The organism is Acinetobacter sp. ANC 4862 (assembly GCF_004336635.1).
In the GTDB taxonomy this organism is placed as follows: domain Bacteria; phylum Pseudomonadota; class Gammaproteobacteria; order Pseudomonadales; family Moraxellaceae; genus Acinetobacter.
Map to the genome: position 1 here is coordinate 78310 of NZ_SJXH01000006.1, position 11741 is coordinate 90050.

Here is an 11741-nt window from a genome sequence, read left to right on the forward strand (position 1 = left end):
TATGCAGCTATATTGATTTTTCATTCATATAACGCCAGTAACGCTTCGGCACATACTGAATATGCAGTTTCATATTTTGCCGAACCTGAATATTGACACTGCGGAAATAATCTTTCCACAGCTGGTCATACAGTAATTCCTGTTCATCCAGTTCTACAGTAAACGCCTGACTATAACCACTCGCGAATGTGGCATCGACCTGATGAGCATCCATTTCAATTTGATGCAGCTGTTGCAAATCATAATAAATGCCATATTTACGCTTTTCGTCATAAATCAGCCAGCGTTGATCTTGATAACGTGCCCTAAAATGCCGTTCAATCAGCGGCAATACATTAAAATCAGGCCGAACCAGACTTAAAAACAGACCGTCCTGACATTTCTTGAAGCGTACAAAGGCTTCCATACGATGCTTTTCACGACCAACCTGCTTTGCCCATTGCGATAAAGCCAGCACATCAGCATGCCCATAGTTTTCATCGACCTTGTAGCGAGTTTGAAAAACATAGAGGCAATAGTTAAACAGATGTTGATAAGCAGTTTGATTTTCAGATAGAAAAGTATAGTAAAAATTACGCTGACTCTGGCCCGATGTTTTTTTCTTCAATCCCCGCCAGACCCGCTGTGCATGCTCTTCATTCGATGCGACCTGTATAAAATCATCAAACAAACCCTTTTGCGCATGTGGATTGCTCGTCACCTGCACCCGAAACTCTTTAAATTGAAAGGCACGAAACACGCAGCTCAACAGACCAGTCATGCTGCTATCAAAACAGTAAGTTGCCATTAAAAACCAAAACCCAATTGTGGCGATAACTGCTGCACATATTTGGACTGTCCCGACTGAAAAATCTGACTTCGAATCTGGCCTGGCAACTGCTCCTTAATAAATTTTGGCGTATCGGCACAGCGGATAAAATGCTGCGCACGGTTATATGCAACGCCCATACGCTTCAGTTGATCGATATAAATTTTGCCAAAGCAACGCGCCTGGACAATTTTTTTCGCTGAGCGCACACCAATACCCGGAACACGTAAAATCATGCGGTAATCCGCCCGGTTCAGATCCACTGGAAATTGTTCAGGATGCCTTAATGCCCATCCCAGCTTGGGATCAACATCCAGCTCCAAATTCGGGTGTTTTTCATCGACCAGTTCTGTCGCCTCAAAACCATAAAAACGCATCAACCAGTCACTTTGATAAAGCCTATTTTCTCTTAATAAGGGGGGTGCTGAACCAATCGCAGGCAAGGCTTTTTCCTGTTCATTAATTGGAATATAACCCGAGTAATACACCCGTTTCAGTTTAAACTCTTTGTAATGCCGGTCTGCCATCAAAATAATATCCTGATCACTTTCGCTATATGCTCCCACCACCATTTGCGTGGTTTGCCCTGCCGGAACAAATTTAGGAACTGAGCGAATCAGCTTACGTTCATCTTTAAACTGGATTAAACGGTCACGCACAATACCCAAGTCTTTTTGAACTTCGGCATGGGTTTTCTCGGGGGCGAATTTCTGCAAGCCTGCCTCAGTCGGCATTTCTAAATTAATACTCATCCGGTCAACATACAGCCCCGCTTCAGTAATGATTTCCTGCGATGCTCCAGGAATGGTTTTTAAATGAATATAACCGTTAAAATTTTCTTCCAGACGTAATTTTTTCACCACTTGCAGCATCCGCTCCATGGTGTAATCTGCCGATTTAAAAATCCCTAAACTTAAAAACAAACCTTCAATATAATTCCGGCGATAGAAGTTCATGGTTAAATCTACTACTTCCTGAACGGTAAAAGCTGCCCGTTTTACATCATTGGAGCGACGTGACACGCAGTAAGCACAATCATAAATACACACATTGGAAAACAGAATTTTAAGCAAAGATACACAGCGACCATCTTCGGTATAGCTATGACAAATACCGGAGCCGGTATTCCCTAGCCCTTTGTCTTTGTTTTTTCGGTTACTGCCACTTGAGGAACAGGAGACATCATATTTGGCAGCATCGGCTAAAATTTGCAGTTTTTCACGGATACGATCAGACATGGATAAACAGCGCTAAAAAGATAAATCTGTATTATAAAATTTTCAACTCAAACTACATGGGCAGCGGTCTTTTATGCGACATGGTTTGACGCTTTATTTATCACTGCATTTTCATTTATTTTTAGGTGTAAAAAACTTTTTATTTCATAAAAAAATAACGAATATTATTTGCTTAATTTATAGGGCTTGGGCAAAGTGATGAGATGCATAGGAGCCAAATATGACTTTATTAGAACAACTTGAAATTAAACATCCTATTTTCCTTGCACCGATGGCAGGTGTTTCTACTCCCCAACTGGCAGCTGAGGTTTCCAATCAAGGCGGTTTGGGTTCATTGGGTTTGGGTGCCAGTACAGTTGCGGCAGCACGTCAACAAATTTTAGAAACGCAAGCACTTACGCATAAACCATTTCAGGTCAATTTCTTCTGTCATCAAAGCGCCTCGCTCGACAAAAATATAGCAGATCAGTGGATTAAATATTTATCCCCTCAATTTCAGAAGTATCATGCAACTCCGCCGACAGAATTAAAATGTATCTATCCCAGCTTTCTCGATAACGATGACTATTTAAATCTGGTTTTAGAAACTCGACCTCAGGCAGTAAGTTTTCACTTCGGCATTCCGCATCCTCATCAAATTCAGGCCTTAAAACAGGCCGGTATCCTGACGATGGTTTCAGCGACTAATCTGGCTGAAGCACTGCAGATTGAAGCGGCTGGGATTGATATCATTATTGCGCAAGGCATTGAAGCCGGTGGGCACCGTGGCATTTTTAATGAAACATTTGACAGCTCAGTCAAAACTTCTGATCTGGTACAATTGTTAAAACAGTACTGTAGCAAGCCTGTTGTAGCTGCGGGCGGAATCATGAATGGCACCCAGGCTCAGCTCCTAATCCAGTTAGGTGCCGAAGCTGTTCAATTGGGCACCGCTTTCGTACAGTGCAAAAGTTCCAATGTCAACACGGCCTATCGACAAGCCCTGTTTAGCAAACCGATTACCCAAATGACTGCAAGCATTTCGGGACGACCTGCTCGCGGTCTAATTAACCACTGGCATACCCAAATCGATCGACCTGAACGTCCTCCAGTTGCCACTTACCCCTATTGCTATGACTTGGGTAAACAACTGCATGCCGCAGCCGCTGCACAAGGTGACCATGGTTTTGGAGCATTTTGGGCGGGAACCAATGTCGCCCAAATTCGGGAGATGGAAGCTGCGGATTTAATTAATCAGCTGGTTTTGGAAATTAGTCAAGCCTAATTTACTGGCGTATATATTCGATAAAAAACCTCTCAGTTGAGAGGTTTTTTGTTCAACATTCATCTAGCATGGAGCACGAAGCCATGCATCTTTAGCTGCATATTTGGCTTCTTCCCAGCTGAGACGGGACTGATCCTTGGTAGTTTCCCATTTGCTTCTTAAGTCCGGCTCAACATGCTCAAACTCGACATTACTGTAGTATTGAAATCGGCTGCCATATCCGACCTGATAAGCACTCCGGTAATCGCGCTCATAATCTAAGCCCCATAGGTATTCAGGCTTTCATGGAAATAAGGTCTATCACGGTGCTGTTCGAGCCAATAGGCATCTTCCTCTTCCGGGTTCGCTGTTTCTACGATGTCATTACCCTCAATTCCACCAACAATGCCCCCGACAATACCGCCAACTACCGCACCTGCAGGACCAACTGCAGATCCAAGGGCAGCACCAGCTGCTACACCACCCACTGTACCAATACTTGTACCCACAGGGTGATCATTTGCTTCATTCATGTCAGGAACCCGATTACTTCCCTTATCGTTAATAGGATCAGCGTGCACATCTGTTCTTGGTTCTTCTGGACGTTTATTTGGATGAGTAAGATCAGCTTCCGTCATAGGACGATTTATATTGACCATTCGCTTTCTCCTTCTATCCTATCTATATACAAAATGTTTAGACAAGCAGCTTATTTAAGCTGTAGAAAAATTCAGCATAAAGCACTTCTGAATAAGCTATGTCTTATAAGTGTCCTGAATGGGTGATGAGATGTTGTAGAATGTAATTCTTTGAATATTGTTTTATACAAATTACGAAAAAAAGTTTTGATAAAGAAAAAGTTACTACTCTTTTTTTGCTGAAATTCTTTGCAATAAAGAGCAGTAATCTATTTAAAATGGAGCAATAAAAATTATCTGGTTTCGAGCAAATTCACCTGCTCCACCTGTACGTCACTCATAATTTCACCTTGAGCAAGAAGCTGGTTAAAATAATCTTCTACGACATTAAACTGCTCGGCCGTGCTTTCAACCTTATACATATTTTGGCGGAATTCATTGCTTGAACGTAAACCTTTGGTATACCAGGCAATATGTTTACGAGAAATACGGCAACCTGAGTATTCGCCATAGAAATCATACAACTCAGACAAATGTCCTAACAATACATCTTTCACTTCTTGAATATTCGGTGCAGCTAAATGCTGGCCTGTGGCTAAATAATGAGAGATTTCACGAAAAATCCAGGGACGACCTTGTGCTGCACGTCCAATCATCACTGCATCCGCCCCCGTATAATCGAGCACATATTTAGCCTTTTCAGGACTGTCGATATCCCCATTAGCAATCACGGGAATATTCAGCATTTGTTTGACTTCTTTAATCAAAGAATAACGTGCTGTATTCAAGTACATATCTTCACGGGTACGGCCATGCAGTGCCAATGCAGCAATCCCGGCTTCTTCAGCACGCTTGGCAACCCGCAGGATATTTTCATGCCCATTTAGATATCCTAAACGGGTTTTTAAAGTCACAGGAACATCTACTGCCGCAACCACCGTATCTAAAATTCGTGCCACGAGATCTTCATCTTTTAATAATGCAGAACCTGCTAATTTATTACAGACTTTTTTGGCCGGGCATCCCATATTGATATCAACAATTTGTGCACCATTCGCCACCTGATAGCGTGCCGCTTCTGCCAGCTCGCATGGTTCAGAACCGGCAATCTGCGCAGAGATAGGCGCCAGTTCGCCGTCAAAATTGGCACGGTACAGACTTTTCTTGCTCATGCGTAAGGTCTGGTCCGAAGTCATCATTTCACTGACGGCATGGCCTGCACCAAAATATTTACACAACGTCCGGAAAGGACGATCCGTAACACCTGCCATGGGAGCAACAATTAAATTATTTGACAGTTGATATGGACCAATATACATATAAATTCATCACTTTTTCGACCGGCATAGTATACTGCATCTGCTGTATGGGCTCATCCTTTTGGAACATGTTTTCATCATTATGAAAAAAACTCTTTTTACTTCATCTCGGTTTAAATCTTTGAGTATTCTGGCTTTGTCTTTGAGCCTGATGGCCTGTGGCGATAACTCATGGTGGTCAAAAAACAATGAACCCACCTTAAAAGAAGATCAAGTCAAGCGTCTTATTCCACCCCGTGTTAATGAACGTAGTTCTTGGGCCAAAGACATTTACGACATTACCGATCAGCTCGGTATTCCTCAAACCAAAGAAAATATTTGCAGTATTGTGGCTGTGGTAGATCAGGAATCCAACTTCGTTGCTGACCCGCAAGTTCCCGGTTTAGGTGAAAAAGCGGTGAAAGAAGTTCAAGATCGGCTGGATGAAAAATTTAAAGATAAATTGGGCGATACTCTGGGCGGAACCATGGCCGGTTATTTTGAGCAGGTTCTGAAAAATCAGCCCACCCCTGAAAATAATTATTTAAGTCAAATGCGTCGCGTGAAAACCGAGCGTGAATTAGATGAACTCTATCGTGAAATTTTTGACTATATGTCAAAACATTATCATGTCAGTGCCTTAACTGGTGCGGCCAAACTGGTCGGTCAAGACATGGGCGAAAAATTAAATCCGATTACCACTTTAGGTTCCATGCAGGTTCATATTGGCTATGCCAAAGAACATAAACGTCAAGGTGGTAACATGGCCGAATTACGTACTGATTTATATAGTCAATATGGTGGCTTGTATTACGGTATCCACCGCTTGATGATGTACCCTGCCGATTATGATAAAGCGATTTATCGTTTTGCGGATTATAACTCTGGCATGTATTCAAGTCGCAACGCAGCTTTTCAAAGCATGCTCAATGACTTGACGGCAACAGAGCTTGACCTGGATGGTGATTTGTTACTTTACACGAAAGATGGCTCAGTCCGTTCAGCAGCCAGTCAGTCCGAACGCGAACTGATCAGTGTATTTGCAGCCAACAATATTCTGGTTACACCACGACAAATCCGTTCTGACCTAAAAAAAGAAAAAGAGAAAGATTTCGAAGATACAGCAACTTATCGTGCTGTAACCAAGCTCTACCAAGAGAAAACAGGCAAAGATCCAATTTATGCTATCATGCCTGAAGTAGTCATTTCTGGTCCTAAACTGAGTCGTGATTATAATACCAACTGGTTTGCAACACGCGTAAACGGAAGATATCAATCATGTATGCAACGGGCAAAAAGAATAAAAATTTAGCGCTCTTTGATTTTGATGGAACCCTGTGTAAAAAGGACAGTTTTACAGGGTTTATCTTTTACGCCTTATCTAAACGTCATATTGTCAAACAAGGCATAAAAATTCTGCCCTGGATTCAAGCTTATTATTTGAATGTCTATTCTGCACCAGCCATGCGTTCCAAATTGTTTCGTGCCATGTTTAGTAATGCCAATGCCTTAGAACTGCAACAAATGGCACAGGAATATGCAGCAAATTTAATAAATCAATTAAATCAGCCTTTGCTTAAGCAGCTTAAACAACATCAAGCCTTAGGCGATGATGTTGTATTGGTTTCGGCATCGGTCGATGTCTATCTCAAGCCTGTCTGTGAGTTATTAAATATTGATTTAATTTGTACCCATACTGAACAAGTCAATGATGTCTATACGGGACAATACATCACACCTGATTGCAGTTCGGAACAGAAAAGACAAAGAATTTTAGAAAAATATCATTTAACTGATTATGCTGTAATTTATGCCTATGGTAATAGTCATGAAGATCAAGAGATGCTCTCGCTTGCTGATCATGGCTACATGGTTGGTGGAGCCGATGATCTGCCAAACATTTTAAATCATAAAAAATTGGCTTAGTTTTATTTAAGCTTCATAAAAAAAACCCACAATTTATTGTGGGTTTAAAAGTATTTTATTTTACAGTCGCGCTTAACAATGCAAGAACCGGAAAGCAACCACGATTTATTTCAACATCTCGTTTCAAAAATAGTTGATAGATTAACTGACATACACTGCATATTATCGCAGTGGAACCTGATACAGAAGCCATGATGCAGTTCTCTGAAGATACTTCACAACATAAACTTAAGATCATATAAAGTATAAAAAGCCTGCAAATGCAGGCTTTTTTTATTATTCTATATTTTCGGGATTAACTTCATTCCAAGATAGGACAGAGATTCCAGAGGTATAGCCTAGTCCAGTACCAGTACCAGTACCAGTATTCATCAATTCACTATTGTACTTAATTTCCATGTTACCACCTCCGTTTACTGTAAATTGGGTATCACCAAATTTATATCCTGCACCATCAGCTTCAATATTTGCTACGTACAGCGCACCATTAATAACAGTATTTCCTCCCCCCTGTATATGATATAAACCACCTAATATGAGGACAATTCCTCGAATTTCACCACAATCAGTTTTACCGTCAGTAACATCACCTTTAATAATTATTATACCGGTACAAGCAGGTATTTTACTTACATCCCCCTGAATATAAGTAACATTTGGTATGGGAGTAGATGGGGGGGTAGGATAGGAAGGAACGATCGATTTCACCAATTTCATAACTTCATTTGCATCCCCCCAAAGTCCTAAATTCGCATTTTTAACGCATGCTCCTGAACTCGGGCATTCACTTCCTCCAGTATAATCTGATTCCTTATTTTTACCGCCACCATTACCATTACCATTACCATTACCATTACCAGAATTAGTAGCTTTAATTGCTTCTATTACGGAAGCATTAGAATCAGAGTTCATGGTTGCTATTGCAAGTTTATTTTTTCCATCAATCGCAAAGTTATTACTATTTGCCTCATATTTCCCAGAGGCCACGTTTCCTGCGAGTGTTAACGCAGCAGGTAAATCAGGTAACCTTAAAGCATTTGGTGCAGCAAGTTTTACTTGATAAATACTTTCACCTAAGACTTTAATATCCTTTCCAGTGCCTTTGATTAAGTTCCCAGTAATTTGTACCGTAACTTGGTGATTATCATTATCCCAACATGGATTAGTTTCTACTGTTGAACAACCAGCAATAGTAGACTTTGGATTTATCCAATAATATCGACCATTTTGAACATTGTCTGCATCCACTCCATTTTCAGGATTGGTATAGGGCATCAAATTATCTGTAATCTTACCTTGCCATACTGTTGATTGTTCTGAGGATGGCCATCCAGACCCACCTGTTTTAAAACGGCCACCAAACCAATTTAAAAATTGTGTCGCACCATCTTCGGCAGTATTTGTCGTAATGACTTTATTGTTTATATTTGCAGTCATTTTGTCTTGGATGATCGTGCCACGCATAGCGTAGAGACTTATCATGGTCGCTGCAAATAACACTACCACGGTAATAATAAGGACCGAACCTTGTTGTTTTTTCATTATATCATGTCCCCAAACTTACTCACTAATAAAATAAATTGTACTGCTAATATCTACATCATTCGTTACACTTGTTTTACTCGCATCACAATGGATAGTAAGGTTCATTCCTACACCACTAGATTTTGGAAGTATGTAAGGGATAGATGTATATGTTAGATCAGCGGCAGCACCACCATCTCGACTTATTGTCCAACCTGTAATATCAGTACCTGCTTTTACAGTCACAGTCATGCTCTTATCTTTTTTGGCTTTAAATGGATCAGTCTTGCTGCTTTTACCCAAGACGATCCCCCATGTACCATTATTACTAGTATTAGAGAAACTCAAATTAATGTTATCCAACATTGTGTTTAAACATTGTGTTTGAGGCTGTTCTGGATCTTTTTCTACAGGATCTTTTTCTACAGGATCTTTTTCTACAGGATCTTTTTCTACAGGATCTTTTTCTACAGGATCTTTTTCTACAGGATCCGTGACTACGGGAGGATTAGTACTTGGTGGATTGACAAGACTCGTACCCCCTGTCGAAGCCAATTTTGTCATTGCTAAATAATGTGAAGTCGAAATAAAATCAGTAGTAGGCTGCTTGTCACTACCACTAAAAACACTTATTTGAGATAGTACACTCGTTACAGTTCCCCACACATCACTAACAGCGGTATTGGCTGTACCATTAGCAAAATAAGGTTGATAAGCTGTTCCATTTTGAATCCCATAAGCAAATTTTAATCCCGAGACATTTTTTGCTAACGTAACGGTTTGTGGTGTTCCATCATTCAAAACAAGTTCACAAATAAGTTCATTGTCTGTATTTAGCTTAAATGTATTTACAGAGGAATGATTTGTCTCACCTAAACAATCCCTTTGTGAACTATCAAAATATACAACCAACTCATTATTATTTGCAGGAAATCCAAATGAAGTGGCTTGTCTTACTAATCGCGTAATCGTTGTCGAAGCAAAGCGAAAATTTTCTTGTGAACGGTCCATCACATCTTTTTCAAGAATAAGTTTCTGATTGGAAAATAAAACTGTGAATGCACCTGCGGTAATAATCAAACCGACCGTCAAACCCACCATAAGTTCAATCAGAGAAACTCCCGCTTGAGAGTATCGCTGACTTGCTATTTTTCTTTTCATACGATGTTCCCCCAATTAAACTTCACATTTTGGTACTGAAAAATAATAGATAAAGCTTTCTTTATCTGCTGGGTTAGCTTCATACCATTTCGCTTTTTTATTTTCCCATTCAATCGTTATTTTATAACGTCGTTTGGTTGCATCATCTATTTCAAGATTTCCAGACCAGCCATTCATACGGTTATGTAAAGCAATTTGCTCGGTAGTCAACCCACCAATAAAGTCACTTGTATTCCCCGTCACTTTCCAACGATTTTCCCATTGCGTTTTAATATTACCAACTTTTCCTGAGGCAGGTTGTCCTGTAGTACTGTCATCTAAAGAACAAACACTCGCCCACATCCTGTCAATCAGATCATTGGCTTGAATGGTCGCGATCGTGCGCTGTGTTGTAAGCGCGCTCTGCTGCACAGATTTTATGTGTAACACCCCAAGCCCCAATAGCACACCAGCGGTAATAAACATCGCAATTAATGCTTCCAAAAGTGCAAAACCTTGTTGTAAGTTCATTTTTTGCATAAGTTAGCACCCCGATTTACTTTTAAACGCTCTACCAATGACTTCTACACACACAGAATAGGTATTTGCATCTGGAATAGTGACTGTTATTTCATATTCAGCAGTTGTTGATCCGAAGGTGTTAAAGGTTATTATTTCAGGACCAGTAACAGAAAGTTGAGAACTATCAAAAGTCAATTTTTGAATAGGAGTAGTTGAACCAGAATGCGTAGCGATCAGACCAGTTGACCAATTTGTTTTGTTTGCTGATAGACAACTTGAACCGTCAGAACTCCCACATACAGTCACTGTTTTACCAAGTCGAATCGCTTCTGTTCGCGATTGTTGTAGAAAACTCAAAATATCTCCACTACTTGTATTAACTTTAGTATTGTGGAGCATCTGACTTAAATTTGGTGCTGCCAAAGTGGCGATGATCGCCAAAATCGCAATCGTAACGATCAATTCAATCAGGGTAAATGCGCTTTGTCGTTTCATTTCCAGCACCCTGAAGTTGAGGGGGTTTTCACACCAGCTTCTGTTAGCGTAAGCGTGCCGCACAATGTATCATTTTGTGCACTGGTTGGAGTTGCTGTAATGGTATAAGTCTGCGAGGCATTCGCAATACTGACTGAAATCGTATAATAGGTGGACACATTACTAGGATTCTTTAGACTTGCAGGAATATTCGCTTCCGCTGGATAACTAAAACTCGCATTATATTTACTTTCTAAATATTGTGCCACACTAAGCATTGCAGCTTGCGCTTCTGTACGATGACTTGCCACAATATATTTCGTATAACTTGGGAGTGCTATCGCTGCTAAAATCGCAATAATTGCAACAGTGACCATTAATTCGATAAGTGTGAAACCGACCTGCGTAGATTGATGAGTATTCTTTCTATTTATATACATTTTATTAATCTCTTACAGTCTGTAACTATCTGTAAAAATACCATAAAACAATTAAGGTTTAATTTGTAGAAATGCTCATTTTTTGTTTTACAAACAAAATTTTATTAACACTATCAATAATGATTATTATTTTAAACTACATTTAATATTAAATAATTACTTATATTTAGCTCTCATAAAATATGTTAAATCAATAATTTTATTTTATTTTTCAAAAGGATAAAAAAAATGTATAAAAAATATATAAATTCTTTAACTAAATAGTTTGCAAGTATTTTTATAACAAGATGTGCATAAGAAATTTTTTTTTATTAACTTTAATTTTCAAATATTAACAATAGCAAAAATGCTCAAAATAAGAAATTTCATGTTTTTTTTGAAAAAAATTAAACAAATTTTTACAATAAATTAAAAAAAGTATTTTTTTGAAACAGTCTACTGTATGAGTTAAATGTTTGACCTATTCCTCAAATATAAAAAGTGGCTCTTT

11 protein-coding genes and 1 pseudogene are annotated in these 11741 nt (G+C 39.5%); 3 read left to right on the forward strand and 9 right to left on the reverse strand.

Annotated elements, in window-relative coordinates; all coding sequences use genetic code 11:
- Positions 1-7: 7 nt before the first annotated feature.
- On the reverse strand, positions 8-787 hold the full coding sequence (locus E0409_RS04410) for a TIGR03915 family putative DNA repair protein (protein ID WP_131288128.1): 780 nt from the start codon (positions 785-787) through the stop codon (positions 8-10).
- Positions 787-2046, reverse strand: coding sequence for a putative DNA modification/repair radical SAM protein (locus E0409_RS04415; protein ID WP_131288131.1), 1260 nt, complete (start codon positions 2044-2046; stop codon positions 787-789). Before E0409_RS04415 ends, E0409_RS04410 begins: the two co-directional genes overlap by 1 nt.
- Before the next feature lie 220 nt (positions 2047-2266).
- Between E0409_RS04415 and E0409_RS04420 the strand changes: the two genes are divergently transcribed.
- Positions 2267-3310 (forward strand): NAD(P)H-dependent flavin oxidoreductase, encoded by a 1044-nt coding sequence (locus E0409_RS04420; protein ID WP_131288134.1) that lies wholly within the window; start codon positions 2267-2269, stop codon positions 3308-3310.
- A 63-nt stretch (positions 3311-3373) separates the two neighbouring features.
- On the opposite strand, the pseudogene E0409_RS04425 reads toward E0409_RS04420, so the two are convergent.
- Positions 3374-3948: pseudogene (locus E0409_RS04425) on the reverse strand (glycine zipper domain-containing protein).
- 272 nt (positions 3949-4220) lie between these two features.
- Positions 4221-5246: a tRNA dihydrouridine synthase DusB gene (dusB, locus tag E0409_RS04430; protein WP_131288140.1), complete on the reverse strand. Its 1026-nt coding sequence runs from the start codon at positions 5244-5246 to the stop codon at positions 4221-4223.
- Between the two features lie 82 nt (positions 5247-5328).
- Between dusB and E0409_RS04435 the strand changes: the two genes are divergently transcribed.
- Positions 5329-6537, forward strand: a complete 1209-nt coding sequence (locus tag E0409_RS04435; RefSeq protein WP_131288144.1) for a DUF1615 family protein — start codon at positions 5329-5331, stop codon at positions 6535-6537.
- The gene (locus E0409_RS04440) at positions 6504-7151 is read left to right on the forward strand and encodes an HAD-IB family hydrolase (RefSeq protein ID WP_131288147.1); all 648 of its coding nucleotides are present in this window, start codon (positions 6504-6506) and stop codon (positions 7149-7151) included. Before E0409_RS04435 ends, E0409_RS04440 begins: the two co-directional genes overlap by 34 nt.
- Before the next feature lie 276 nt (positions 7152-7427).
- On the opposite strand, the gene E0409_RS04445 is transcribed toward E0409_RS04440, so the two are convergent.
- The 5 genes from E0409_RS04445 to E0409_RS04465 are packed head-to-tail and all read right to left on the reverse strand — an operon-like array spanning position 7428 to position 11188.
- Positions 7428-8693, reverse strand: a complete 1266-nt coding sequence (locus tag E0409_RS04445; protein ID WP_213073357.1) for a pilus assembly PilX family protein — start codon at positions 8691-8693, stop codon at positions 7428-7430.
- 18 nt (positions 8694-8711) lie between these two features.
- Positions 8712-9836: a PilW family protein gene (locus tag E0409_RS04450; RefSeq protein ID WP_131288150.1), complete on the reverse strand. Its 1125-nt coding sequence runs from the start codon at positions 9834-9836 to the stop codon at positions 8712-8714.
- A gap of 15 nt (positions 9837-9851) precedes the next feature.
- On the reverse strand, positions 9852-10355 hold the full coding sequence (locus tag E0409_RS04455; protein WP_131288153.1) for a type IV pilus modification PilV family protein: 504 nt from the start codon (positions 10353-10355) through the stop codon (positions 9852-9854).
- A 3-nt stretch (positions 10356-10358) separates the two neighbouring features.
- Positions 10359-10832, reverse strand: a complete 474-nt coding sequence (locus E0409_RS04460) for a GspH/FimT family pseudopilin (RefSeq protein ID WP_131288156.1) — start codon at positions 10830-10832, stop codon at positions 10359-10361.
- Positions 10829-11188, reverse strand: coding sequence for a type IV pilin protein (locus tag E0409_RS04465; protein WP_502699789.1), 360 nt, complete (start codon positions 11186-11188; stop codon positions 10829-10831). Before E0409_RS04465 ends, E0409_RS04460 begins: the two co-directional genes overlap by 4 nt.
- Positions 11189-11741: the final 553 nt, after the last annotated feature.

Bases quoted from the DNA above. Each gene is read 5' to 3' on its own strand.
- E0409_RS04410 (WP_131288128.1), bottom strand. From the start codon at position 787: ATGGCAACTTACTGTTTTGATAGCAGCATGACTGGTCTGTTGAGCTGC.
- E0409_RS04415 (WP_131288131.1), bottom strand. From the start codon at position 2,046: ATGTCTGATCGTATCCGTGAAAAACTGCAAATTTTAGCCGATGCTGCC.
- E0409_RS04420 (WP_131288134.1), top strand. From the start codon at position 2,267: ATGACTTTATTAGAACAACTTGAAATTAAACATCCTATTTTCCTTGCA.
- dusB (WP_131288140.1), bottom strand. From the start codon at position 5,246: ATGTATATTGGTCCATATCAACTGTCAAATAATTTAATTGTTGCTCCC.
- E0409_RS04435 (WP_131288144.1), top strand. From the start codon at position 5,329: ATGAAAAAAACTCTTTTTACTTCATCTCGGTTTAAATCTTTGAGTATT.
- E0409_RS04440 (WP_131288147.1), top strand. From the start codon at position 6,504: ATGTATGCAACGGGCAAAAAGAATAAAAATTTAGCGCTCTTTGATTTT.
- E0409_RS04445 (WP_213073357.1), bottom strand. From the start codon at position 8,693: ATGAAAAAACAACAAGGTTCGGTCCTTATTATTACCGTGGTAGTGTTA.
- E0409_RS04450 (WP_131288150.1), bottom strand. From the start codon at position 9,836: ATGAAAAGAAAAATAGCAAGTCAGCGATACTCTCAAGCGGGAGTTTCT.
- E0409_RS04455 (WP_131288153.1), bottom strand. From the start codon at position 10,355: ATGCAAAAAATGAACTTACAACAAGGTTTTGCACTTTTGGAAGCATTA.
- E0409_RS04460 (WP_131288156.1), bottom strand. From the start codon at position 10,832: ATGAAACGACAAAGCGCATTTACCCTGATTGAATTGATCGTTACGATT.
- E0409_RS04465 (WP_502699789.1), bottom strand. From the start codon at position 11,188: ATGGTCACTGTTGCAATTATTGCGATTTTAGCAGCGATAGCACTCCCA.